Genomic DNA, 25,352 nt, shown 5'->3' on the forward strand with positions numbered 1-25,352 from the left:
ATAAAGCTCAAAAATAATTGACTCATAAGTAGGTAGGCACAATTATTTGTCGGATGGGTTAGCGCACTTCGTAACATGAGCGGGCGTTGGGTTTCATGCTTCAACCCAACCTACGTTCTGGAAACTGTCAACTTAAAACTTAAAACTTAAAACTTACATCTGATAACTGATAACTGATAACTGATAACTGAAATTAAACCACTTTAGCGATCGCTGCTTCTAGTTTATCCATAGCCTCATCTACTTCTGTTTCCGAGACAATTAAAGGAGGGACAAAACGGAGAACTTTCGGACCGGCCGGAGCAATTAATAAACCCTCTGCTAGGGCAGCATTAACAATAGTAGAAGAAACTAACTCACTTTCTGAATTAATTTCCAGACCATTAATTAAACCCCAACCGCGCACATCAACAAATAGATGGGGATATTGAGAAGCAATCACGCGTAAACGGGCGCGTAATTGTTCCCCTCGCTGCTGGACATTTTCGAGAATATGATCCCGTTCAATGGTTTGTAATACTGTTAAAGCTGAGGCACAAGCGAAAGGATTACCCCCAAAGGTACTCGCATGACTACCCGGTTCAAACACATCACAGAATTTTTTGCACATCATCGCACCGATGGGAATACCCCCCGCTAAACCCTTAGCAGAAGTGAAAATATCCGGTTCTACTCCTAAATTCTCATAACCCCAGAGTTTACCAGTTCTTCCGACTCCCACCTGTACTTCATCAAAGACAAGCAAAATGTTATTTTCGTCGCAAATTTGCCGTAAACGTTGGAAATATTCGATATCCCCCGGACGAACTCCCCCTTCACCCTGCAGCGGTTCCAACATAATCGCAGCCACCCGACGATTACCCTCATCGAGATCAGCGATCGCATTTTCCACCGCTTCGATATCATTATAGGGAATATAGGCAAACCCCGGCATCAGGGGTTCAAAATCTTTTTGGTACTTCGGTTGACCGGTTGCGGTGATGGTAGCTAAAGTCCGACCGTGAAAACTAGCGTGAGCGGTTAAAATAACCGGCTGTTCGAGGAAATCTAGCACCGTATGGGCATATTTCCGTACTAATTTAATCGCCGCTTCGTTCGCTTCCGCACCAGAATTACAGAAAAAGACCTTATCAGCGCAGGAATGATCGACAATCCATTTAGCTAGTTCTCCTTGTTCGGGAATATAGTATAAATTCGAGACATGATGGAGTTTTTGGATTTGCTGACTAACCACTGCAATTAAAGCAGGGTGCGCGTGACCGAGGGTACAGGTGGCAATTCCCGCGACAAAATCAAGGTATTGTTTCCCGGAAGTATCCCAGAGAAGACAGCCTAACCCTTTGGCGATCGCAATGGGAAAGCGACCATAAGTATTCATCACATAGCTGTTAAAACTATCTCGATCGAAGGGTTGATTCGGGTTTAAATTGGGAGTGGGATCAACTAAGGTTGGTTCTAAAAGGGTTTCTGGACTCACTGGGGAACTCCTGCGCGATTAGACATAGGGGAAATTATAATCAAATCCGTCTGAGAAGGACAGGTTATTTAGATTAAAAACTGATTTCATTGTAATTTACTAGACAGTCTTAGGGGTGAATTTTGCTTGTCTATCAGTGAAGATAAATACCGTCGTCTGCGTCAGGAATTAATCGGGGGAATTTTTGCCCTGATCGTGGTGTTTTTGCTAGGTACGCTTTGGTATCATCTGATCGAGGGTTGGAGTTTGCTAGATTCGGCCTATATGACGATTAGTACCCTCGCTACCGTCGGTTTTGGCGAAATTAATCCCCTAGGTGAACGGGGACGATTGTTTACAATGGTTTTGATTATCATGGGAGTAGTCAGCATCGGTTATATTGTTAATCGCTTGACCGAAGCTTTAATTCAAGGCTATTTTCAAGAGGGACTCAAACAGAGACAGGAGAAACGCGTGATCGATCGACTATCAGAACACTATATCATCTGTGGTTTGGGTCGCACGGGGAGACAGGTAGCGATCGAATTTTACGCAGAAAATATTCCTTTTGTAGTCATTGATACAGACCCCCTACAGGTAAATCGGGCCAAAGAATTAAATTATATTGTTATTCAAGGGGATGCCACCTTAGATAAATCTTTACAAATGGCAGGAATTGAACGCGCTATTTGTATTGTGGCCGCTTTAACTTCCGATGCGGAGAATTTATATACAGTTTTGTCTGCTAAAACTCTTAATCCGAAAATTCGCGCCATTGCTAGGGCCAGTACCGAGGAAGCAGTACAAAAATTACAACGGGCCGGGGCCGATGCGGTGGTATCTCCCTATATTACCGGAGGAAGAAGATTAGCAGCGGCCGCCCTACGTCCCCAAGTAATGGATTTTGTCGATGGTATTTTAACCGGGACCGATCGAGCGTTTTATATGGAAGAATTTTTAATCGATCCGAAGACTTGTCCCTGTGTGGGTTTAAGTCTTAGTCAAGCACAGTTAAGATCTCGATCGGGGGCGTTAGTTTTGGCTATACGTCGCGCTGATGGTACACTTATTGGCGGACCGACTGGAGATACGGAATTAATGGCTGGGGATCTGTTAATTTGTATGGGAACAGCCGAACAATTACGCAATCTAACTCAGATTTTAATCCCCATGCGATCGGATGGTTTACGTTTACCGAAGCATTAGTTAGGGTCTGCTGAAAAAGTTTTTCGTGGGGACAGGGTGTGGGGTGTGGGGTGTGGGGTGTAGGTTTTTACCGATTCTCATCTGGTCAATTACCTAATTTTCAGAGAAAAAGTCCCGGAATTTTCCCCCGATCAGTCCCATATCCAGTACTTTTTGATTGACAAAAAGTCTAAAAGTCTTACCCAACAAGGTTTTTAGATTTATTCAGCAAGCATTAGTTAAAGAATCGATAAAAAATCTACTGGTAGCATTGCGGGAACGGGGGAAGCGGCAAAATCTCTTAGGTTTCGCGTTATGATTATTTCTAGACCTTCAGATTCAGCAACGGCACTGGTAACGGCATCTTCAAAATCTTTCATCGGACTTGTCAATGCTTGCCTAATTATTGCATCTGTCACCCTAGCAACTTGCAAATTCTCTAGAATACTTATCACCAATTTTCTTGAGACTTCTCTTCCGTTTTTTCTAGACAAAATATAATAAATATTAGTGACGGCATGACCAGAAATATATCCTTGAGTTTTACCTGTCTTAACTGTATTTAATGCTTGTGCAGATGCTTGAAAATGTGGTTCACGCTTACCCAAAACATCTAGCAATACATCACTGTCGAATAAGACTCGTTTCACTGATATTTCTCCGCTAAATAATCAATATAAGACTCTTTTAGGTCTTCTGACCCTAAATCGACAACACCCACTAAGTTTCTTGTCCAAGGATCAAGATCGCTTAAATCATCTGTTAGGGAATGAGAAGTAGTTTCTGAGGATACATTTTTAGGATTAAATCGCTCTTCAATTCTGAAAATTATTAAACTATAATAGGCTCTCAGTTGGGTGACTAAAGATTTGTCAGTATCTTGGAAATATTCGGTTATAGTACGATTAGAAATCGATAGAGTATTTTTAGCTCCCTTGTAAATTTGCTCTAGTTCTGAATCGGCAAACATATCAATAAACACATCTATCGTTTCTGAGAGAAGGCGTGAACCTTCCACCACTCTGATTAAATCGGCTTTTTCTTCACCAGTCTTTCCCTCATTGATCTGAGCAAGGCCGATAAATAATTTAGCATAGGCAGTTACTCTATCGGTAAATTCATTGATAATCTCAATCAAATTTATTGCCGAAACCTCATTCTTATATTGTTCCCATACCTGAAACCATAATTCATCAATTTGACAAAATATATCGGCTCTTGCTTGATAAGTTTTAGAGTTATCCTTAACTTGCTCAACTAAAATTTGAGTTTCTTGTAGTAAATTATCCAGTATTATCCGATCAGAATCGGTGACAATTTGATTGAGTTTATCTGTAATATCTTGCAGATTTTCTAACAAAAATTGTTCTAAATTTTCTCGTTCGACTGAAGTTTGCAGACTATTCATCGTATTTACCTCCCCTAAAACTGACGATCAAACAGAAATGAGCAGCCAAAATCATCAGCCCTAAAGCTCCATTGTAACGATTTTGGGGTCTAAATCCTGTTTAAAAGGTATAGGAGAGGGGGAAGTGGGGAAGTGGGGAAGTGGGGAAGTGGGGAAGTGGGGAAGTGGGGAAGTGGGGAAGTGGGGAAGTGGGGAAGTGGGGAAGTGGGGAAGTGGGGAAGTGGGGAAGTGGGGAAGTGGGGAAGTGGGGAAGTGGGGAAGTGGGGAAGTGGGGAAGTGGGGAAGTGGGGAAGTGGGGAAGTGGGGAAGTGGGGAAGTGGGGAAGTGGGGAAGTGGGGAAGTGGGGAAGTGGGGAAGTGGGGAAGTGGGGAAGTGGGGAAGTGGGGAAGTGGGGAAGTGGGGAAGTGGGGAAGTGGGGAAGTGGGGAGACCACTTCGTGCGCGTTGCGGGGGGAAGTGGAGCATTTGGATGAAATTTCCCTAAACCCCTAAATCCCTATCACCCCAAAACCCTATCACCCTATCACCCTATCACCCTGTCTCGGAGTCTCCTGCTTCCTGTCTCCTGTCTCCTGACTGGGAGACTGCTGACTTCTTACTCCTCAATCTAACATCTGTCAGCAATTGAGGAATTGAGAAATTGGGGATGAGATGTTAGTACAATCGGGGAATAGTAAAAGGAAAAACCCTCTATTTCTCATGAGTCAAAATCCCAATTCTTCCTCGCGACCACTGCAGCCGCTGCCGGTTCCCTCCATGGCGATACCTTCCTCAGAGTTAATCACGGGAACCAGCACGGGGATAACTCAAGAAATGACGCAACAAGTGGCGACACCGACCAAAACAGTGCCTAATATGCCGCAAAATGGTCAAATTCCCGCCCCACGTCCGCCCCAAAATCGCGCTCCCAGTCAGGATGCTTCTCCCCAAACCCCACTCCGGCCCGGTCGCGCTGCCAATCAACCCACCTTAGAACATTTGATCCGGATGGCCTTTGATCGGGGTTATTCGGACGTTCACCTGGGAGTTGGAGAAAAACCCCGGATGCGCGATCGTGGTCAAATGATTATTCTCGACTATCCTGAAATTGACATCAACACTTTTTATAGTTGGTTACGGGAAATCCTCGGGGAAGAAGAAATCCTTCGCTTTAAAAAAGACCTAGAATTTGACGGTGCAACTCAGTACGAATTCGCTAGGGTGCGGATTAATATCTTTGAAAGTCTGCGCGGTCCGGGGATGGTTTTGCGTCTGATTCCCCTGAAAATTCTCACTATGGAACAATTGCGCTTACCGGCGGTGTTCCGGGATGTGTGCGATGTGCAGAAGGGATTGATTTTAATCACCGGTCCGACGGGTTCAGGGAAATCCACCACCCTAGCTGCCATGATTGATTACATCAATAAAGAACAAGCCAAACATATTATCACCATCGAAGACCCGATCGAATTTGTCCATCAAAGTCGTCGCAGTTTGATCAAACAAAGGGAAGTGGGAATGCACACCCATGAGTTCGATAATGCCCTAAAAGCCTCTTTGCGGGAAGACCCAGATATTATTCTGGTGGGGGAGATGCGGGACAAATCCACCGTTAATACTGCCCTGAAAGCTGCCCAAACCGGTCACTTAGTCATGGGAACCCTGCACACCAACAGCGCCGTAAAAACCCTGGAGCGGATTTTAACTCTTTATACCGTCGAGGAACAGGAATCCCTGCGGGTGGCGATCGCAGAATCCTTGGTTTGTATTATTTCCCAGGGTTTATGTCGTACCACCGACAGTAAACGGACGGCTTTTCACGATATTCTCGTCAACACAGAAACCGTCAAAGATTACATTCGCAGCGGCAAAAATGACGAAATTCTCGAATTAATGAAAGATGGCGAATACCATGGCATGATTACCACTAATCAATCTCTGTTTAACCTCTATCAAGAGGGACGGATTAGCGATGAGGTCGCCCTGGAAATGTCCCCGGTTCCCAATGAACTGGCGATGATGCTGCGGGGTAGAATCTAGAAAAACCCTGAAGGAAATTCTTGAGGGGTCAAGAGTTTAGTAACCTAAAAAAATAGAAGTTCCTATTTATTCTCTACGGGAACCCCTCAAGTGACTACTTCCGCGATTGTGTTGCCCGATATTTTTAAAGGCATCGCCCTGTTTACCCCCGGGGGCGACCTGATTTACTGTATCGATCCTGATAAACAAACTCATTGGCATCTGAATCTCTGCGCTGCTCTCCAGTCCGCTTTAGGGTTGCCAGAACCCCCCCATTTTTTAGTTCCTAGTTTTACTGCTACCATCGATCGCTGGCGAGATCCCTACAGTCACCGTATTCATACTAGAGCCGAAGTCTATCCCCTTGTCCGTCGCTATCAGCCTTTATTAAATGCTATTTTCGCCACGGACGATCGAGCTTGGTTTACTGTACCCTGGCAGGAACAATCCTCTAATCCCACTATCTTAGAAACCTATCGTCAGCAGTTTCCCCAACTTTGGCAATCCCACGATCTGATTCTCCGTTATCAGGAGCGCCACCCAACGACTTCGGGGATTAATCCTGACTCTGACTATACTAACCCTAGTCCCAAGGGTTATGTTTTGCGGTTATTTGTCTCCGGTAATAATGCCAATACTAAACACACCCTAGAATCGATCCATCAGCTTCTAGAACGAGAATTACACCATCCCTATACCCTGAAAGTGATCGATATCTCTAAGCATCCAGAACAAGCAGAATCTAATCATGTCTCTGCTATTCCCACTTTAGTCCGGGTTTGGCCGCAACCGGTGAAACGCATCATCGGCGAATTTGAGGATTTACCGCGAGTATTACAGATTATCGCCACCGCTTAGGGTTTAAAGACTTTTGACTCGATTCCTCGCCACCATTCGCCCAATTTTATTAAGTCTTGCTGAATATCATCCAATTCTTGGATGTATTCCTGTTGGGAAAGACTGGCACGACGTTCTTGCAGTTTTTTGAGACGCAATTGCACCAACAGCCAAGGCTTAGAAATACCGTTAGTTTCTTCGATATAGCGAGCGATATCTTGACTATCCATAGTTTTTACTGTTATTGTCCTTATATTTTGTCAAATTAACCCGAGAATCCTTTTTTTAGTTGCAGAAGATTATGTTTGATTTTAGCCACTATTACCCCTACGCCGAATTAGTTTCTTTCCTGAAAAACCTAGCCTCATCCTATCCTAATTTAATTAGCCTCACCTCGATCGGTAAAAGCTACGAAAATCGAGATATCTGGTTAACTACCCTAACAAATCAAGCAACAGGCCCCTATTTAGAAAAACCTGCCTATTGGATCGATGCTAACACCCATGCGGGGGAAGTAACAGGCTCTGCCGTCGCTCTCTACACTATCTCTCATCTTTTGCGCCAATACGGTCATAATTCCCCAATTACCAGACTTCTTGACCATTACACTGTCTATATTTTGCCGCGATTAGCCGTGGATGGAGCCGAAAAATATCTCACCACTCCCTATATGTTACGATCGAGTATTCGCCCCTATCCCCACACGGATGAGAAACCGGGGCTATATCCTGAAGATATTAACGGCGATGGTTTAATCCTACAAATGCGCCAAAAAGATACCTGTGGCGCTTGGAAAATTTCTGAACAAGATCCTCGCATTATGGTGCGTCGCGAACCAGAGGAATTTGAGGGAACTTTTTACACTTTGCTCACCGAAGGTTTAATCCGCGATTACGATGGCTATAATTTCACCACTGCCCCCACCCTAGAGGGCCTGGATTTTAACCGCAATTATCCCGTTTATTGGGTTCCTGAAGGGGAACAACAGGGGGCCGGAGATTTTCCTTTTTCGGAGCCAGAAACCCGTGCAGAAGCCGAATTTTGGGCAAATAACACTAATATTAATGGCTTCGTTACCTATCATACCTATTCAGCAGTCATGTTGCGTCCCTATAGCACCCATCCCGATGAATATTTCCCCGTGGAAGACTTAGAAATGTATAAATATATTGCCGATAAGGGAAAAGCAATGACTGGTTATGAATGCGTTTCTGTCTATCACGATTTTCGTTATCATCCCAAAGAAGTGACTAACGGTGCCATGGATGATTACGGTTACGATCATTTTGGTTGGTATGGTTTTACGGTGGAGTTATGGGATGCACCCACCCAAGCAGCAGTGAAAAAAGATGATTATATTCAATGGTTTCGCTGGCATCCTTTGGAAGATGAATTGAAATTACAGCGTTGGAATGATGAGAATTTAGCGGGAAAGGGTTTTATTAATTGGCAAAGTTTTGATCACCCCCAATTGGGAGAGGTGGAAATTGGCGGTTGGGACTTTAAAAATGTCTGGCAAAATGCCCCCGAGAAGTATTTACCAGATTTATGTGAGAAACAATGTCAGTTTACTATTGCCCATGCTTTAATGTCACCTCTTTTAGCTATCTCTCGTCTTGATCTTAAGTCGGAGGGAAATGGTATTTATCATCTGGTTTTACAGTTAGAAAATCAGGGATTTTTACCCACTTATACCAGTAAAAAGGCACTGGAAAGAAAGATTGTTCGTCCCATTCAAGTCAAGTTAAATTTAGCCGATGAGGTGAGTTTAATAGTGGGAAAATTAGAGCAGGAAATCGTTCACTTAGAAGGTCGATCAAATAAAGTATATAGTAGTCTTGCTCAAGGTTTAGATTATCGCTGTACAGTGGAATGGGTGATTAAGGGAGTTTCTGGTCAAGAAATCGAGATTATCGCTATAGCTGAAAGAGCCGGAACAGTCAGAAAAAAAGTGATTTTATAGAGCTATTTTGTTCGATAAAATTGTTAAATAAGTATCGGGGGATTCCGTGGGTAAAACTCGCAATTTTTGGCTAAGAATATCTGGTTCTAATCCCAAAGCTTCTAAGGGAATTACTCCTAATAAATTGTTTTGACCTCCGGGTAATTCCAAACATTCAAAAGTTCCTTCCCGGCCCGCGATAATTAAGGTGGCATCGCGAAAAATTCTCGCTTTTCCTATGCCTTTAGCCGTAGCTACATCTACTTCTTTTAAAAGCTGTAAACCCAAGCGGGAGATTACTTCTGGCACCAGACAAAGAGTAGTTGCTCCCGTATCCACCAAGACATTTTCTAGGGTAAGAGAGCGAATTTGTTCCGGTGCGATCATACCATCCTCCGCACGAATTTGATCCGCGCGATTGATAACTGTAATGCTGGTGTAGATTTTGCCCATATCTTCTGCAATAATTACTGGCTCAACCATAAGATTACCCTCAATTCTACCTCTAAATTATACCGGAATAATTGCCAACAACAATGTCTAGTAATTTTAATTATTAATCCGGCCATCGGGCATAATTGCACCGCGGAAGTTAACTCCCATCAGATTAGCACTCATTAACTCAGCACCAGTTAGATTAGCATTACTTAAATCAGCACCAGTCAGATCTGCTCTAGCAAAAAAAGCATCAACTAAATCCGCTTCGCTGAGATTAACTCCTGAAAGATTAGCCCTTCTTAAATCAGCATGATTCATTCTTGCCGCTTGAAAATTAGCTTGACTAAGATTAGCTCGATCGAATTTTATTTGAGTCATAATTGCACTATGGAAATTTGCACCCATTGCTTCCGTATCGCTCATTTTTGAACGCAGTAAATTGGCTCCCTCTAGATTTGCCCCTACTAAACACGCCCCGATTAAATTAGCATCATTGAGTAAAGTCTCTTTGAGATTAGCATTAGTTAAATCCGCTTTTCTGAGGTCAACATCACATAAATTAGCACCACTTAAATTGGCTCCTACTAGATTAGCTCGCACCAGATTAACCCCTTTCATATTAGCCCCTTGCAGGTCGGTGCGATAGAGATTAGCCGATTGTAAATTAGTGTTATGATTTTTCTTTTCCTGACGCATATTTGTTCGCCGCAAACAAGCACCAGTGAGGTTAGCACCACTTAAATCAGCCCCCCGTAAATCCGCCCCGATTAAGTTAGCATCAAGTAACGTCGCTAGGGTTATATCGGTATCACGAAGATTAGCCCCTTGTAGCAGCGCTCCGTGTAAATTGGCACTGCGTAAATCTGCCCCATTTAAGTCAGCTTGGTTGAGACTAGCACCGCTTAAATTAGCTGTCACAAGATTAGCTTGAGCGAGATTAGCCCGGTTAAGATAGGTAAAGAGAAGATTGGCTCCGTGCAGATCCGCTTTATTTAAAACAATGCCAATTAAGTCAGCACCAACTAAATTAACTCTTGGTAATTTTATGCTACTAAATTCAGTTTCTCCCGCGGTATAACGGGCAATTAATTCGTTGGGTTTCATAGGTAGAATATCCAGATAAATTTGGGTGAAAAATTAGAGAATTCTTTGTAAAACTTGCACCAGAATACTGGCAGTTTGAACGTTAGCATCCCTATCCATTTGGGTTTGAGCAATATTGTATAGTTGAACTTCGATATCCTGGAGGGATTTCCCACTTTGGATTAGTTGTTGTAGTAAATCTTCTAGGGTATAACTTCGCAAGGTTGACCAATCTTGATCGCTCCGATCCCAATGATGAAATAGGAGCGAGAAAATCAATATTTTGGCTCGTAATGGATTAGTATACTGGAAAATTTCTAAACGAATTTCAAAGGGGTCGTAGGCAGGAATTTGTGGAGAATTACTGGGGTTGTTATTTGAGGAAGCTGGCTCTGCTAAGGGCAATTCCATGACTAATTGCGGTTCATTTAAATCGATGATCGAAGAGGAAAAATCCACAGGTTCACTTCTAGAGGAGGAGAAAGATGCGGTTTTAGCCGCAGAATCACAATCATTATTTAGATGAACCATTTGACTGTTCAAGATTTGACTTTCTGACTCATTATCCTGTTCTTCGTTATCCTTATCAGTATCGTAGAGAGGCTCTAGCTGGGGAAGAATAATCTTGGCTAGGGCTAGGTATAGAGCTTTTTTATTAATATTTTTGGCAACTCGGTTGACAGTTTGTTGCAAGCTTAGGAAATTAGGATTTTTTTGCTGAAGTTCTAAAATAATATTTTTTAAGCCATAATTATTAATCACCGCTTGATCGGTTTCCCAACGATTTTTACAGGCGGCAAACATTAATTTTTTAATTCTCGCCGTCTCTCGATTATTTTCTAGGCTACTAACCACCTGTCTTAATAAATTATCTTCCTCGTTGTTGACAGCATTATTAACGGCGGCAAAGCTAGGGTTAACTTCCGGTTCTACTGGTAATAATTGAGTGTCGTAGGCGGCAGCAATATTACTATATAATTTACTGATTTGCTCAATAATAACCGTGGCTACGCCCAGATAAACTTGAGGACGATTTAGGTTTTTCACTAATTTATCAACAGAAAAAGTTAATTGTTCTTTACTGGTTTTGAGTTGCACTAACTCCTTTACCAAGTCTTCCATAGCCACAGCGTTTAAAATATTAGGATCATTTTCCCAATATTTTTTACAGATACAAAAGATTAATTTTTTGATCCGTAATTTTTCTTCGTGGCTGTCGAGATAGTGAACTACGTCATTAAAAACGTCGATGGATAATTGCATAAGCTGTTGACTATCTAAATTACTCGTTAAGACTGCATGGGAGCGCCAGAGTTGGGATCAGGGAGAGAGAGTTTGAGCATTTGTACTAAAATGTCTAATACGCAGTTTAAATTTGACATACTCCCACCGTCAAGCTACGCTGTGACGGGGGATTCTTTCTACATTGCTGTTAGAAATTCCTTGTTCAACGAGACAGCTTAGATTCTCAATGTCTCCATTAAAAATCCAGAGGCGGACTCTCTCAAGGCGTTTGGGTCGGTTTCTGTTTGCCCAACAGTACCGTTGACACTTCGACAAGCTCAGTGTCAATGCCGAGCGAAGTCGAGGCATTGAGATAATTTCCCAAATATTGTAACCCTTTTTTAAGAATATTTATTGCTGCATTATGATCCCTATCTAAGACTGTTTGACAATTAGGACATTGATGAGTTCTAGTGCTTAATGATTTCTGAACTCTCGTCCCACAAACTGAACAATCTTGAGTCGTGAAATGCGGTGGTACAGCAACACAGACAATCCGATAAATCTTAGCAAAATAATTCAACCATTGAGTGAATTTATACCAAGAAGCATCAGAAATTGACTTGGCAAGCTTACGGTTTTTGACTAAGTTTCTTACCTTTAAAGCTTCATAGACTACCAGATCATTAGACTGGACTAACGCCAAAGCGTCTTTAATTGCTTTGTCTTGACGTTGTCTTGATACTTTCAAGTGAAGTTTAGCTACTTTTATCCGTTGCTTGTGATAGTTTTTAGACTGTTTCTTTCCTTGACGAAATCGTTTTGATAATCTCCTTTGTGCTTTTTGAAGTCGTTTTTCTGACTTGCTTAAATAACGTGGATTCTCTACGGTATTGCCTTGAGCATCGGTATAAAACTCTTTTAACCCTAAGTCAATTCCTGTTATTTGTCCCGTTGGTTTATGGTATTCTTGCCGTTCTACGTCAATCAAAAACTGGCAATAATAACCGTCAGCACGGCTAACAACTCTTACCCGTTTAATCTGTTGTTCTGAATAATAAACTAATGTCTTTTGACTACACCATAAATCAAATTCTGCTGCTTTAAAGCCATCAGTAAATCTGATTTTACGTCGCTCATCAGATAGTTGGTAGCCTGTTAGTTTGTACTCAACGGAACGGCTAGGCTTTTTGAACCGAGGAAAACCCTTTTTTCCAGGTATCTTAGCATGACAATTCTGATAAAACCGATTAATTGATTGCCAGGCTCTATCAGCAGAAGATTGACGTGCTTGAGAGTTTAATTTATTAACCCAAGGTGTCTCTTTATTGTTAGCTAGTACCGGACAAAGTTTTTGGAGATCATTGCGGGTTGTTCCTTGATTTGACCGCCAATAACGAACACAAGAGTTACGCACAAACTGAGAAGTTCTGATCGCTTCATCAAGCTGGTGATATTGCTCTGGTGTTCCGTTTTTTAGCTTTGCTTCTACGACTAGCATTTAACAAACCTCGACCATTGGCTAGGTTAAGTATAACACAGTTTACTCACAGATGGTGGAATTAAACCGATGCTCCGTTGCTGATATTCTGGTCGGATTTCATCTCGCGCAAAGGTGAGTATCTTGTCGAAAAATGTAGCGGGGCATTCATCCGACATTTTAGGGACTTGCTTAAGAATAACATCCCAGCTAGACCATCGCTGTGTAGAAGAACCAGACCACCCGCAAGTGGTACATCATCAAAGCGCAAGTCCCTTAGGTAATACCAAATTTCTAAATCCATGACAGACATCCACGCTCGAATGCTTGCCAAGCCTGCATTCGTTGTGACGCGAATAAAGAAAAATGGTATCCTATTGGTGATTTTCTCTCACTTAAGGTGAGCAGCAGAAGTTGTTCAAAGAGGGCGAAGGCAATTCGCCCCTACAATAATATTATTTCGCCAATGGTAGGGGCGCACCGCGTGCGCCCAAAATGTCATCTGGATATTTCGACAAAATTGAGATGCACCAGGCATAACCATCTCTGTCATTACTTTTGAAAAATGGTATAACTTCCGACCCGAGAAAGGAGCCGACCCTCGCACGCCTCTACTATAGGGGTATACTATTAGTCTCTCGCGAGTCAGCTTGCCAGAACATATAGTCCTTTCAGATAAGTCTGATACACTCTAGACCAGTTAGACTCTTATGGACTCTGGCATTGATATTCTCAATCTTAATTGAAATTACTATATAAGTTATCCTTAGCTTTTAATGCTTGAAAATATCCTAACCTAAAAGCGTGGCACTATTGAGTTGGGGTTGCTGGGTCTAGTCTATCTTCCCCAAGAGTACCCAGCCTAATTCCTAAAATTAGCAAAAGATGATTTTTTCGTCTTGCTCGTTTTTAGTACAAATGTCTGAGTAAAATCGGAGTAAAGTCTTTAAGTTTAGGCGATCGATGCCCGATAGGGTTAGAGTAATCAGGGAGAAACTGATTTATCGAGAGGCCATATCATCCCATGCTAGAACTCTACCAATTTGAATTATCTGCCTATTGTGAGAAAGTCCGTCTCATCCTTGACTATAAAGGACTTGCCTATAAAAAAAGGGACGTGGTGCCGGGGGTTGGACAATTGGAATTATTCCGTCTTTCTGGACAGCGACAGGTTCCCGTCCTCAAGGATGGTGATACTTATATCGCTGACTCGACGGAGATTGCTTTTTATCTCGATCGCAAGTATCCTGAAAAACCAATTATCCCCACAGATCCCTTACAACGGGGTCAATGTTTATTAATCGAAGAATGGGCCGATGAATCCTTGGGATTGAAAGGAAGAACCGCTTTTCTCGGCGCTTTTGCCCAAAATCAAAACTTTCGTACCGCTTTTTTACCTCGGGAAACTCCCGATTTTATGCGCTTGTTACTGGGTTCCATGCCGGGGGAATTAATTGATATTTTTGGGACGGGTGTAGGTCTGGGAAAAGATTCTATCAATACGGCGAAAAAGGGGCTACAACAAGATTTAGAGGCTTTGAACCTCATTTTAACCAATCGTCCCTATTTAGTCGGGGATCAGCCCACTTTAGCCGATTTAGCCGTGGCGGGATTAAGTGTACTGCTTCAGTTTCCCCCTGGTTCCTATCTCAACTTACCCAGGGAATTGCAAGGCAAGGGGATTCCGGGGTTAGCCGATAATAGCGCCTACGAAGGCTTTTTTGCTTGGCGCGATCGTCTTTATAGTCAATACCGTCAAACTATCACCCCGGGGAGTTCCACCCCTCCCATCGATTCCCCCACCTCCATCCAGATCGAATAGCAGAGCTTGACTAGGGTGGTGGGTGTGGGGTGTGGGGTGTAGGGTGTGGGGTGTAGGGTGTGGGGTGTGGGGTGTGGGGTGTGGGGTGTGGGGTGTGGGGTGTGGGGTGTAGGGTGTGGGGAGAATAAATAAAAATAATCTCCTGACTCCTGACGACCGACTCCTATCTCCTAACTCCTGTTAAGATTCGCGTAAAACGTAGCCGACACCGCGCACGGTATGAATGAGGCGTTTTTGACCACCAGCTTCCATCTTCAGGCGTAAATAGCGAATATATACCTCAATAACGTTTGATGCTCCTTGAAATTCATCTCCCCAGACATTTTCGAGAATTTGATCCCTTGATAATACTTCTTTGGGGTGAATCATTAGGTAGCGGAGCAGTTCAAATTCCTTCATCGTCAACTCAATATTTTTGTTTTTATAGGAGAGACGACGAGTGGCTAAATCTAATACTAAGTCACCGAAGCACAATTGTTCGGGGATAGTTTCCAGAGGTTGCAGGTAAAAACGGATTAATTTGAGAAAAGATGGCGAATTATAGGGTTTGAGAAAATAATCGTCGGCTCCCGCTTCCAAACAGGCGAGACGTTCTTCTAGAGTTTCTTGAGATACTAATAAAATAATATAAACGCGACTTCCCTGGGAACGTAAACGACGACAAAACTTCACACCGGCCTCCGCTGCGAGGAAGCGATCGAGTATAATCATCGCTGGCTGCCAACTTTTCACTTCTGGGAAAGCACTATCAATGCTAGGCACAATCAGGGGACGATAACCTGCTTCTTTCAAGTCCGCAGTAGCTAGTTTAGCGATATTCTCCTCAATTCCCACCAAGAGAATTGAAGAATTTGGAACAGATGTACTCATAAGTTGGCAGCGGTAAAGAAATAGGAAAGATAGGGAGGGGACTAGCTAATTGTACTTAATTGATTCTTGCCTAACCGATTTGAGATAAAAAAGTTAACGCGGTGGTGCGTTGGACAAAATTACCATTGACAGACCAACCAGTTACTCGATCGGGGGACGACCAGAGGCTAAGATGATCTACAGGGGGATCTGCATAAAAATTTCCTCCACCACTACCCAATAAACAGGAACTCCAATGGGTAAAATAATCGTGACTAAGGCGATAAATGGGAAAATTACCGATTAATGGCACTCCCCACCCGTCCAGAGCTATTAAAGCTGCAATTTTCGCTCCTTGAGCTTGCCAATAATGAGCTAAAGCGATCGCATTTACCACCCCCGCACTAAACCCAATTAAGGTCAGGTCTTCTCCCGGTGAAAAAGCTTCATTTAAGCAAGAAAAAGGAGAAATAATAATATAGGGGCGTAATTTGACCGATTTGCCCTCCAGATGTCCTAAAAAATCCTCGGTCAATCTAGAATCATGAAAACCCGGACAAATCACTAAGGTCATAAAATTAATTAGGGTTCGCTGAAAAAGTTTGTTGGTGGGGTTAGGAGTCGGTCGTCAGGAGTCGGTCGTCAGGAGTCAGGAGATTATTTTATTTATTCTCCCTACACCCCACACCCTACACCCCACACCCCACACCCCACACCCTACACCCCACACCCCACACCCTACACCCCACACCCCACACCCCACACCCCACACCCCACACCCCACACCCCACTTCCCCTAATCTTGCCACTTATGACGGTAGAATCCAGCTTACAACAATTAAAAAGAGCTTCATCGGGACGATTACCCAGCAGTTACGGGGTCTATTTTAAGAATACCCTGGTGGCCCTCTGTCATGCTCTTGAAGATCATATCTTGCAAACTAGCAGCCCTGACAGTACAAATAAACCACTGGTTTTAGTCACCTTTCAACAGGGTAAATGGTATTTACAGGAAGCAGAGCGCTATTTAGATATTGCTCGCTCTTCTCGTCACATTGCGATCGCATCCGTGGCCGATAGTGGTTTTTCTGAGCATAAAACCGGCAGTTTAGAGAATGTTTCGCTAGTTAACTTAGATAATAGCGATAGTTTGGTTAATGAGTGGAATTTAATCATTCTTTCCCCCGATTACGCCTCCATGGTACTCTGTCATGAGTTATCCCCGGAAGAATACCGGTCCGATAGTCAACCCCAAATAGACACGGAGCGAAAATTCTACGGTTTATGGACATTCGAGCGCGATTTAGTCGAAAAAGCCGCTACAATCTTAATTGAGCGTCTGCATCCCTATAATCCCAGTCTAGCGGCCGATTTAAGCAGACAACAGCAGGAAATTAGTCAAAATATTAATCCCATTCCCACGGATTTAACGGGAGTAGTCTCTCGCATTGTCACCTATCTGCAAACCAGTCAACAGCAGTTAGTCACCGTCAGCAGACAAGCGCGAGAATTAAGCGACTTAGAAGGACAAGCATCCCGTTTAAATAAAAATTTAGCCGCTAATAAACTGCAAGCTTTTCTAAGAATGGCTCAAAAAGTCGATGAAAGAGATATTGATAATCCCCTTGCTTCCCTACAGGTGGCCGCTTTAGCGGAAATGTTAGGACAATTGCTCGATTTACCCACCCTGAGATTACGACGCTTACGATTAGCAGGTTTATTATACCGCATCGGTCTGGCGGAGGCTCCGATCGAAGTTTTTAGACAGCGTGCCAGTCAGTTAGAGGGAGCAAATGCGTTATTTTGGCGGGATAGATCGGTGTTAGGCGCACAATTACTCGCTACTATGCCCGAATTAGCCCCAATTCAACAGATTATTTACCATGAGTTTGAATACTGGGATGGTAGCGGGGTTCCCAACGGCTTAAAAGGGGAAGAAATCAGCCTAGAGTCGCGAATTTTAGGATTATCGGCCTATTTTCAGGAATTAACTCAACCGCGAGGCGACCGACTAGCTCTAGATTTAGGAGAGTCCCTAGAGCGTTGTCAAAATTATAGCGGGATTCGTTTCGATCCCGCTTTGGTAGAAAAATTAACTTCGGTAATTCGTCTGTGCGAAATGGGATGGATGCAATTACCCGATCGCCCTAGTCAAGTCCCCGCCGTCTGGTTAGAATCAGTTTAGATTAGACTCCGATTAAACTCTGCATCGCACGTCCCATATTAGCCGGTTTAAAAGCTGCCATGGCCGCGGTCGGTTCATAGCCGCAATGTACCATACAATCGGCACATTGAGGATTGCCACTGGCTCGACCGTAGTTATCCCAATTGGTTTCTTCTAAAAGTTCCCGAAAGCTTTTGTAATGTCCTTCGTTGAGCAGATAACAGGGTTTTTGCCATCCTAAAAGACTATAGCTAGGACTACCCCAAGGAGTGCATTCATAGTCCTGTTCACCGATGAGAAAATCGAGAAAGAGAGGATTATGGTTAAAATTCCACTTTTTCTGCCTTGATTTCCAGGGTGAGAGAATTTCTCGGAATAAAGCTCTAGTTTGCTCCCGTTTCAAGAAACTATCTTGATCCGGGGCCCACTCATAACTATAACCGGGGGAAATCATCATACCATCGATGCCCAAAGTAGCGAGAAAATCGAAAAATTCCTGCATTTCTCGCGGATCTGTGCCTTCAAAAACCGTGGTATTAGTAGTAACCCGAAAACCTCTCGCTTTCGCCGCTTTAATCCCTTGTACTGCCTTATCGAATACTCCCTCTCGATCCACACAGCGATCGTGATGTGCTTTTAAACCGTCCAGATGGACACTAAAAGTAAGATAGGGTGAAGGAGTAAATTTATCCAGGCTTTTTTCCAATAACAGAGCATTGGTACAGAGATAGACGAATTTTTTTCTGTCCACTAAACCCTTGACAATTTCATCGATTTGTGGATGCAAAAGCGGCTCGCCCCCGGGGATGGAAACCACCGGAACCCCGCATTCTTCCACCGCTGCGAAACATTCTGCTGGGGTGAGATGATTACGGAGGATTTCCGGGGGATGTTGAATCTTACCGCAGCCAGTACAGGCTAAATTACAGCGAAATAGAGGTTCTAGCATTAAAACTAAGGGAAAACGCTTTTTCCCTGCTAGACGCTGTTTCAAGATATAGGAAGCAACCACTAAAGCTTGTTGCAGTTGGACAGCCATTTGCTCACACCAAAAGGATTCTAAGTCATTATAGACTGTTAACAGGGGATCAAGGCATAGGAGCCTAGAAAATGGCAAATTGAAGGTAGGTTGGGTTGAAGCATGAAACCCAACACCTGCATGGGTTACGAAGTGCGCTAACCCATCCTACAAATAATTGTGCCTCCCTACTTATCAGCTTTTATTTATCCGATTAATTGGCCCTTATCACCTTGATCTAGCTGATGACTTCAAGACTAATGACTCCTAACCTTAACGACAATTTTTGATTTTTACAAGAGGTCTATTATGAGTTCTTTAGGCGATCGCTTCAAGAAATTTGCGGGTAAAACTCGCTATGTGGTCTGTCGCTTATTCTTGCATCTCTACGGACAAGAAGTCGCACCTCTGATCGGTATTCTTAATCGTACTGGCCGGGAGGCGATCGATTGCGAAGGCGATTTAGAGGTCATGGGAGAGGGTTTAGTAGAAATTTGTCAAAATCTGCTGCAGATGAACCTCTATTGGTTTTCTGTGGCTAATGAGGGCGATATTTTTTGGAGTGAGGGGGAAGCGGGAGACTACGTTAACGAACTGTTTACCGATTCCGCGGCCAGATACCTAAGTGAATCGGTGTCTGGGGAAGTGGGGGAAAAGGAACCCTTAACTTTACCCGTCACCGATAACTTAGTTGTTATGATCACAATAGCCTTCGAGGGTGAGAGTGCTGCTTTAGAAACTAGCCTAGCCGATCGAGAGGCCCTGGAAGATGGTTTAAAATCAATAATTAACCTTCACTACCAAGGTCGGCTGCGTGCGATTCAGGTACATTTTTCTCCTGCTCAATTGGGAGATGAATTGACCAATGAGCAACTATTACTCAATTTCCCAGAATTGCTGCCTTTATAGTCTTAATTTTGCCCTTATGCTGCGCCAAGTAACGACAATCTTTTTAATTCTTACCCTTTGTTGCACAACGGTGGCCTGTGGTTCCTCGTCAAATCAAACTCAGTCACCGTCAGCTAATAACAGTATTGTAAGACAAGAATCCAATCAGGTTAGTAGCGGTCGCTACGAGGTGCAACAAGCTACCTACGATGACGGAGATGGCACTTATACCTTAATGCTGTTAAACACCCCTGGGGGGACTTCTCCCCTCTTTCGCACCACTAACCTACAAATGGCTAGATTAACCGATGAGGACATTGCTAAAGGGGAAAAAACCGCGGTAGAAATCAACGGTGATCAGGCTACCCTGTACATGACCGAAGATTTTAAAATTGAGTATGTCCATAATGTCACGGAAGTGCGGCAAAATCCCCAAACCGGACAACAGGAAACCGTGGTGATTCGGCAAGAATCGAGTTTTTGGAGTCCTTTTTTCGGTGCTGTTGCTGGTCAAGCTTTGGGTAGTTTGCTCTTTCGTCCTCAATATTACGTTCCTCCCCTCTATACTCCGGGAGGTGTGATGACCGGTTTTGGTGGTTACGGTTCCACCTATAATCAGGCAGTAGATCAATACCGGACTAAACATAATAGTCCACCTCCGGCAGTCAAAAACCGGCAAACTCTCCGTTCTACTGGCAATTTACGTCGTTATCCCAGTAATACTACCTCTAGTCCCAATCGCAGCACCACCACCACCACAAAACCCAGTGGTTCCGGTTATGGTTCTAGTACCCTGAAGAATTCGGGTAAATCTGATAATGTCAAACGTTCTCCTAGTTTTGGTTCCTCTGGTTCCCGTCGTACCCCTAGTCGTAGTGGTTTCGGCAGCAGCAGACGTGGCCGACGTTAGCAGGATTTGACTGGAGTGGTGGAAGATTAACCCTGTCTTCCCCACCTCAGACATTGGAGATGACAACTACTTAGTAGCAACCATTTTGCGAATTTCCGAATAAAAAACCGTCTGGCGATCGCCATTGGCTGACTGGATAATACTGGTACGCAATCTCAGATTAGGACTAGCAAACCAGATTCTTTCCTCGATACGATGGTGATTATCCTCGATGGTTAAAGTTAAAGCTTGATCACTTCTGAGATGATATTCTCCCAGCGCTGCCGATTTACCGTCCGATTTGAGCAATTTTCCTTGCCAAGAATTTTCTGAGGGTAGCCAAACTAAATAGCTAGAACCGATTTTTTTCGGTTGTCCATAGTCCACGGAATTATCCCAGGTCGTTTTCCATCCCCCTAGACTGGTCTGGGACTGACAGTTATTTTCTAAACATAATTGCACCACATCGGCAGCATCGGCAGCCAGCAAATCGATGGTGATTTCTGCTTTATTATTGGCAACTTTTTGGGTAGCTAATTGATAACTGGTGCGCTGAGAAAACCATTTACCCGCACAGAGATTAATAAATTCTTGAATGTCCATGAATGGCTGTAGGCAAAGATCGATCGCTCTGAAAGAATAGATTATTTATTCTATCCTATCCCTAGACCTTGGCCAATTTTTGCAAGGATAAACGGGCAGCTTCGCGCACTTGTGGATGTTCGTCCTTGACCAAAAATTTTAAGGCTGCGATCGTTTTTTCCGCCGGAAGATGGCCTAAAGCTTCCGCTAATCGCTGCCGGATTAACCAGTCATCGGAGTTAACAAAAGTTAAAAGCTTCTCGACGACTTCCACTGCTTTGATTTCCCCAAGAGCGGCAATAGCGGCCTGTTGAATAACCGCTTCGTTACTATCGAGAGCCGATAATAACACCTGTTTAGCCCGAATATCGCGCAAATTGCCCAAAGCAACGGCAGCACTAAAGCGGACTAACCATTGCGTGTCTTCGTAAAAAGCCCGTTGTAGGGGTTCAAAAGCGCGAATATCTTCTAAATAACCTAAAGCCCCCGCTGCATCGGCGCGAATGCCATAATCGGCATCATTGGCTAACAAATCCACTAGGATAGGAAAGCATTCCTCGGTTTGTTTGACTCCCAAGGCAAAGACAGCCATTGATCGCACTGGCAGCATTTCATCATAAAGGACTTTTTTGATCAAGGGTACAGCCTCCTCTGGGGTCACTTCTCGCAGGGAGGCCAGGGCCAACAGACGGTCTTTAGAGTTGCTGCTTTCTAACTGGAGGGCAATGGCTTCTATATCAGGCTTACTCATTTTTGTCAATCACTTGTAATATTTCTTTAATTATAACGCAATTCTTGGCAATTCAGAAACGAGAGCGGGGAAAGGATTTCTTGAGGATTTCTTAAGGATTGAGGCGAGAGTTGACTTCCTCCGGGGAACTATAATTTAAGTATGGTAATACGATAAATGCTAGGCTTTCTGATAGATTCAGGAAAAAAATATAAAGCCCCACTCCCCTTCAGGTCAGCGAGGTTGAGATTAAAAAAAAACAGATAGCCTAGGGCTAATTAGCTTGTCTAGCCGCAACTGTCACACCTAGACAAGCAGGGGGTGTTATGGTGAAACATCGAGTTTTTAATACTGGTTCTTTGACTCTAGACACGGAAAAAGAGCAGCTCTTTGTGTCCGTGACTCCAGACTATCAAAAAGGCCCCGGCATTCAACGGGATGGTATAACTCCTCCCAGAATGCAGGATCCTCATGCAGTGGGGAATATAACTCTTCCTCGACTTGATCAAATTGCTATTCCTAGCCTAGACTCTACGACCAATGGTTACGAGCAGAGAGCAGGGACTTGGACACTTTATCATCATCTCAAAGAATTCTGCGCTCAGCGAGGACAGGATTGGCTCATTATTGGCGCCCAAGGTTGTGGGGATCTAACGATGAATCCGTGGCATCTTGCCTATCTTGGCCCTAATTACTACATAAACTCCTTGCAAAATCAATTATGTGGAATGTTTCTCCCCGGAGACCCGCAAGAACCGATCGATCATCGCATCTATCGGTGTTTGGTCAAATGGCGTGATGATATGGCTACACGCCTCGGCCATCGTTATGAATTTTTGGATTTAAAATTTATTATGGCTGGAGGGGCAAATATAATACAGATTAACGATCCGAGGGTGGCTGACTATGATGCTTTTTTAAGAACGCTACCGGGATACGATGCTAATTTACAGAATATCGCCCCATTTTTAGAGTTTGCCCTAGCGGGAAAAACTATTATTCAACAAGGTGATGTGGTTCCCCTATTTACTGCTATCGATCGATTCCAAGATGTACGCCATATTTTTTGCCTGCCTTATGAAATTCCATGTGCGGGGCATTTTAGGAGGCAGGTTATTAATACAATTAACTTGGGGGAATATCAACTCTACGGCGATTTGAATGCCAGACGTGCCGCTTTAAACGGACCGATTATCGTAGAAACTCAATTAATTTCTCCCGGGGGTTTTCTGAACATCAATCTGGCTGATCCTGCTGTCGCAAACGAATTAGATGAACAGCACTTTAGACGGGTTGGTGTTTCTCCGCGTCGGGCGGGAGAATATTTTCCTTGCCCCGGAGGAGACACGGTAGAGATTTACTTTCCCAAGAGCATCTATCCTTTTGGAATTTTGGGAATGTCCGGTCAAAAAATTATCTGTTTTGCGTCCTCGGGATTATCGGCAAGGATCGGCAATACCCTAGAAGGGATTACCTTAATTATGAGCGATGGATTCGGTGCGGAAGAAGCGATGGTTTTAGATGAAGGATGTGACGTTTTTCAAATGATCAATCCCATGAGGGATGATCATGCTTTCACTTATACCAACGATGAATTATTGGATAGAGTGTTAGCTTTTACCCACGATCAAATGCTTCTAGATACGGCTGCAAGTGTTAACAATCCAGTTAATGGTCCGGCACTAGGTGGAGACATGAGACAATGGCCTCTCAATCGAGATTTATTGAAGCAAGTGGAAAATGATTATGGCACTAGAGCAGCTGGTCTAGATTATACAGATATCTTTCCGGTCAGGTTAAGTCGCTCGCAAATCAGAAGTATTTTGATTGTTGCTGTCCCAAAAAATCCTCAATAGGGAGATTCAACCCGGTGCGTCTCAATTTTTTAGAAATACCTAGATTATATTTTGGGCGCACCCTATGCGCCCCTATCATTGGGGAAACAATTATTAATTTCTCAAGCAATTACAGAAAACCTAATTATCCTAGGCGTTGATTCTGTTTTCAATTCTTATCCCGTAGAAAAATATGGTAAAAAATGTCGTTTATTTTCTTTTTATTATCGTTTACCAAATTTCTAAAACTTCAAGAATAAAACTCATAATTGAGATTAATAACTATGCTAAAAACTACCACTATTTGGTTAAAATTTTTCCTATTAATGCTAATAGAAGATAGTGATAAAATTACCGAATCAAAGGAGAAGGGAGATGGAGTTTTATACTTTGTAATAAAATTAACAATAGGCAGTTAATATAACTTCGGTTGACGGAATTGATAAACATCAGTGATCGCCTGTACCCAACCATTAGCAACGGATTCTAATAATCGATCGCCTTTTTCTTTACTTGCATTAGTAGCATCTCCCATCACTCCACTTTTAGTTAATTCCTTAGTTAACCAAGCAAAGGGTAATTTTCCTTCCATAGTTAGTAAACTATTTTCTGGCAAACCCTGGGGATATTCTCGGACAGCCCGCTCAATTTTTACCTGTTCTGGCAGTAATGATAACATAATGCTAGTTTCCACATCTCCTGCATGAATACCGTATTCTAATTCATATTCCGAGAATAATTCAGCCGCATTGTGGGGAACTCGCCAAGTGAAAAAAGGAAATACTAAAAAATCGGGATATTGTTGATGAATATCCCTAGCGGCAATTTCCATAACTTGCGGTTGTCCGCCGTGGGAGTTCATTAATACTAACTTGCGAAAACCCGAACGATAGAGACTTTCAGCTATCTCTTGGATGAGGGTTAATAAAGTGGCTGCCGAGAGGGTAATCGTGCCGGGGAAAGACCAATGTTCGTTAGATTTTCCGTAGTAGAGACAGGGTAAAGCAAAGGCGGGAACATTTGTATTTAATTTCTCGAAAGCTTTGCCTAAAACCCCTAAACTAATGGCAGCATCGACGGCAATAGGGAGATGAGGTCCGTGTTGTTCGAGCGCACCGATGGGTTGAATAATTACCACATTTTCCTTATCTGACATTAAATCTATATCGGTCCAAGTAAGATAGGGAAAATAACGATGAGGGGGAATAAAACCGTGCATCATAATTGTTATTGGGGGTGAGGGATTATGGTTAGGGTAAAAATTACTGTTTATGTTGTAATTTTATCACTAATTCTTGACAAGGTTGCCAATCGTCTTTATAGGTAGGGCTTGCTGAAAAAGCCTGAAATGCCGATAGGAAAAAGGTTTCGACTCAATAAAGTTGAGAAAAAAGGCCCAAAAAAAGGTAAAATACCCTAAAAGCCAGGCACTTTTTTTTATTCACTACAGATGTATCGGCTCTCGACCGCAACTCCATCAGAACCCGAATCATTTGAACTGCCCTTTGGTGGACGGTGAGGCTTC

Annotated in this window: 26 protein-coding genes and 1 pseudogene; 12 read left to right on the forward strand and 15 right to left on the reverse strand. The window is 43.2% G+C overall.

Annotation, left to right across the window (positions count from 1 at the left end; genetic code table 11):
• Positions 1-193: 193 nt before the first annotated feature.
• Complete coding sequence (locus GQR42_RS19560) at positions 194-1,477, reverse strand: aspartate aminotransferase family protein (protein WP_158201244.1); 1,284 nt, start codon at positions 1,475-1,477, stop codon at positions 194-196.
• Positions 1,478-1,603: 126 nt separating this feature from the next.
• On the opposite strand from GQR42_RS19560, the gene GQR42_RS19565 reads away from it, so the two are divergent.
• Positions 1,604-2,662, forward strand: coding sequence for a potassium channel family protein (locus GQR42_RS19565; protein ID WP_158201245.1), 1,059 nt, complete (start codon positions 1,604-1,606; stop codon positions 2,660-2,662).
• A 218-nt stretch (positions 2,663-2,880) separates the two neighbouring features.
• Here the strand turns inward: GQR42_RS19565 and GQR42_RS19570 are convergent, their stop codons facing one another.
• On the reverse strand, positions 2,881-3,291 hold the full coding sequence (locus tag GQR42_RS19570; RefSeq protein ID WP_158201246.1) for a PIN domain-containing protein: 411 nt from the start codon (positions 3,289-3,291) through the stop codon (positions 2,881-2,883).
• Complete coding sequence (locus GQR42_RS19575; RefSeq protein WP_158201247.1) at positions 3,288-4,049, reverse strand: hypothetical protein; 762 nt, start codon at positions 4,047-4,049, stop codon at positions 3,288-3,290. The genes GQR42_RS19570 and GQR42_RS19575 overlap by 4 nt, the downstream gene beginning before the upstream one ends.
• Before the next feature lie 82 nt (positions 4,050-4,131).
• On the opposite strand from GQR42_RS19575, the gene GQR42_RS29000 reads away from it, so the two are divergent.
• From GQR42_RS29000 to GQR42_RS19590, 3 genes are all read left to right on the forward strand, one after another.
• Complete coding sequence (locus tag GQR42_RS29000) at positions 4,132-4,521, forward strand: hypothetical protein (protein WP_158201248.1); 390 nt, start codon at positions 4,132-4,134, stop codon at positions 4,519-4,521.
• A gap of 226 nt (positions 4,522-4,747) precedes the next feature.
• On the forward strand, positions 4,748-6,067 hold the full coding sequence (locus GQR42_RS19585) for a type IV pilus twitching motility protein PilT (RefSeq protein ID WP_158201249.1): 1,320 nt from the start codon (positions 4,748-4,750) through the stop codon (positions 6,065-6,067).
• Between the two features lie 90 nt (positions 6,068-6,157).
• A complete protein-coding gene (locus GQR42_RS19590) occupies positions 6,158-6,904 on the forward strand; it encodes a circadian clock KaiB family protein (RefSeq protein ID WP_158201250.1) in 747 nt (248 codons plus the stop codon).
• Here the strand turns inward: GQR42_RS19590 and GQR42_RS19595 are convergent.
• Positions 6,901-7,113, reverse strand: coding sequence for a hypothetical protein (locus tag GQR42_RS19595; RefSeq protein ID WP_158201251.1), 213 nt, complete (start codon positions 7,111-7,113; stop codon positions 6,901-6,903). The two genes, GQR42_RS19590 and GQR42_RS19595, sit on opposite strands and share 4 nt — an antisense overlap.
• A 71-nt stretch (positions 7,114-7,184) precedes the next feature.
• Between GQR42_RS19595 and GQR42_RS19600 the strand changes: the two genes are divergently transcribed.
• A complete protein-coding gene (locus GQR42_RS19600; RefSeq protein ID WP_158201252.1) occupies positions 7,185-8,846 on the forward strand; it encodes a M14 family metallopeptidase in 1,662 nt (553 codons plus the stop codon).
• On the opposite strand, the gene GQR42_RS19605 is transcribed toward GQR42_RS19600, so the two are convergent.
• The 5 genes and pseudogenes from GQR42_RS19605 to GQR42_RS19625 form a co-directional block, all read right to left on the reverse strand.
• Positions 8,841-9,308: a retroviral-like aspartic protease family protein gene (locus GQR42_RS19605; protein ID WP_158201253.1), complete on the reverse strand. Its 468-nt coding sequence runs from the start codon at positions 9,306-9,308 to the stop codon at positions 8,841-8,843. The genes GQR42_RS19600 and GQR42_RS19605 overlap by 6 nt on opposite strands.
• Positions 9,309-9,374: 66 nt before the next feature.
• Positions 9,375-10,367, reverse strand: coding sequence for a pentapeptide repeat-containing protein (locus tag GQR42_RS19610; protein ID WP_158201254.1), 993 nt, complete (start codon positions 10,365-10,367; stop codon positions 9,375-9,377).
• A 33-nt stretch (positions 10,368-10,400) separates the two neighbouring features.
• Positions 10,401-11,609: a hypothetical protein gene (locus tag GQR42_RS19615; RefSeq protein WP_158201255.1), complete on the reverse strand. Its 1,209-nt coding sequence runs from the start codon at positions 11,607-11,609 to the stop codon at positions 10,401-10,403.
• A 129-nt stretch (positions 11,610-11,738) separates the two neighbouring features.
• Positions 11,739-13,071, reverse strand: a pseudogene (locus GQR42_RS19620) (RNA-guided endonuclease InsQ/TnpB family protein).
• A gap of 61 nt (positions 13,072-13,132) precedes the next feature.
• On the reverse strand, positions 13,133-13,384 hold the full coding sequence (locus GQR42_RS19625) for a hypothetical protein (protein WP_158201257.1): 252 nt from the start codon (positions 13,382-13,384) through the stop codon (positions 13,133-13,135).
• A 690-nt stretch (positions 13,385-14,074) separates the two neighbouring features.
• On the opposite strand from GQR42_RS19625, the gene GQR42_RS19630 reads away from it, so the two are divergent.
• Positions 14,075-14,872, forward strand: coding sequence for a glutathione S-transferase (locus GQR42_RS19630; protein ID WP_158201258.1), 798 nt, complete (start codon positions 14,075-14,077; stop codon positions 14,870-14,872).
• A gap of 180 nt (positions 14,873-15,052) precedes the next feature.
• On the opposite strand, the gene nblR is transcribed toward GQR42_RS19630, so the two are convergent.
• Positions 15,053-15,742 carry a response regulator transcription factor NblR gene (nblR, locus tag GQR42_RS19635; RefSeq protein ID WP_158201259.1) on the reverse strand — a complete coding sequence of 230 codons (690 nt, stop codon included), beginning with the start codon at positions 15,740-15,742 and terminating at the stop codon, positions 15,053-15,055.
• A 70-nt stretch (positions 15,743-15,812) separates the two neighbouring features.
• On the reverse strand, positions 15,813-16,295 hold the full coding sequence (locus tag GQR42_RS19640) for a hypothetical protein (protein WP_158201260.1): 483 nt from the start codon (positions 16,293-16,295) through the stop codon (positions 15,813-15,815).
• Between the two features lie 34 nt (positions 16,296-16,329).
• Between GQR42_RS19640 and GQR42_RS19645 the strand changes: the two genes are divergently transcribed.
• Both GQR42_RS19645 and GQR42_RS19650 read left to right on the forward strand, forming a co-directional pair.
• Entirely contained in the window at positions 16,330-16,521 is a 192-nt protein-coding gene (locus tag GQR42_RS19645; protein WP_233271086.1) for a hypothetical protein, read from the forward strand.
• Between the two features lie 11 nt (positions 16,522-16,532).
• On the forward strand, positions 16,533-17,906 hold the full coding sequence (locus GQR42_RS19650) for a DICT sensory domain-containing protein (RefSeq protein ID WP_158201262.1): 1,374 nt from the start codon (positions 16,533-16,535) through the stop codon (positions 17,904-17,906).
• A gap of 1 nt (position 17,907) precedes the next feature.
• Here the strand turns inward: GQR42_RS19650 and hpnH are convergent, their stop codons facing one another.
• Positions 17,908-18,924, reverse strand: a complete 1,017-nt coding sequence (gene hpnH / locus GQR42_RS19655; RefSeq protein WP_158201263.1) for an adenosyl-hopene transferase HpnH — start codon at positions 18,922-18,924, stop codon at positions 17,908-17,910.
• Positions 18,925-19,212: 288 nt separating this feature from the next.
• On the opposite strand from hpnH, the gene GQR42_RS19660 reads away from it, so the two are divergent.
• Together GQR42_RS19660 and GQR42_RS19665 are read left to right on the forward strand one after the other, a co-directional pair.
• Entirely contained in the window at positions 19,213-19,812 is a 600-nt protein-coding gene (locus GQR42_RS19660) for a DUF1517 domain-containing protein (RefSeq protein ID WP_158201264.1), read from the forward strand.
• On the forward strand, positions 19,769-20,701 hold the full coding sequence (locus tag GQR42_RS19665) for a hypothetical protein (RefSeq protein ID WP_158201265.1): 933 nt from the start codon (positions 19,769-19,771) through the stop codon (positions 20,699-20,701). Before GQR42_RS19660 ends, GQR42_RS19665 begins: the two co-directional genes overlap by 44 nt.
• A 66-nt stretch (positions 20,702-20,767) precedes the next feature.
• Here the strand turns inward: GQR42_RS19665 and GQR42_RS19670 are convergent, their stop codons facing one another.
• The gene (locus tag GQR42_RS19670) at positions 20,768-21,283 is read right to left on the reverse strand and encodes a phycobiliprotein lyase (protein ID WP_158201266.1); all 516 of its coding nucleotides are present in this window, start codon (positions 21,281-21,283) and stop codon (positions 20,768-20,770) included.
• A 61-nt stretch (positions 21,284-21,344) separates the two neighbouring features.
• Positions 21,345-22,013: a HEAT repeat domain-containing protein gene (locus GQR42_RS19675; protein WP_158201267.1), complete on the reverse strand. Its 669-nt coding sequence runs from the start codon at positions 22,011-22,013 to the stop codon at positions 21,345-21,347.
• A 305-nt stretch (positions 22,014-22,318) separates the two neighbouring features.
• Here GQR42_RS19675 and GQR42_RS19680 point away from each other — a divergent pair, with 305 nt between their 5' ends.
• Positions 22,319-23,848, forward strand: a complete 1,530-nt coding sequence (locus GQR42_RS19680) for a hypothetical protein (protein ID WP_158201268.1) — start codon at positions 22,319-22,321, stop codon at positions 23,846-23,848.
• A gap of 51 nt (positions 23,849-23,899) precedes the next feature.
• The gene (locus GQR42_RS19685; protein WP_158201269.1) at positions 23,900-24,073 is read left to right on the forward strand and encodes a hypothetical protein; all 174 of its coding nucleotides are present in this window, start codon (positions 23,900-23,902) and stop codon (positions 24,071-24,073) included.
• Between the two features lie 169 nt (positions 24,074-24,242).
• Here GQR42_RS19685 and GQR42_RS19690 read toward each other — a convergent pair whose 3' ends face one another.
• Positions 24,243-25,049, reverse strand: a complete 807-nt coding sequence (locus GQR42_RS19690) for a creatininase family protein (RefSeq protein WP_158201270.1) — start codon at positions 25,047-25,049, stop codon at positions 24,243-24,245.
• Between the last annotated feature and the right edge of the window lie 303 nt (positions 25,050-25,352).

The organism is Microcystis aeruginosa FD4 (assembly GCF_009792235.1).
GTDB classification, from domain to species: Bacteria; Cyanobacteriota; Cyanobacteriia; order Cyanobacteriales; family Microcystaceae; genus Microcystis; species Microcystis viridis.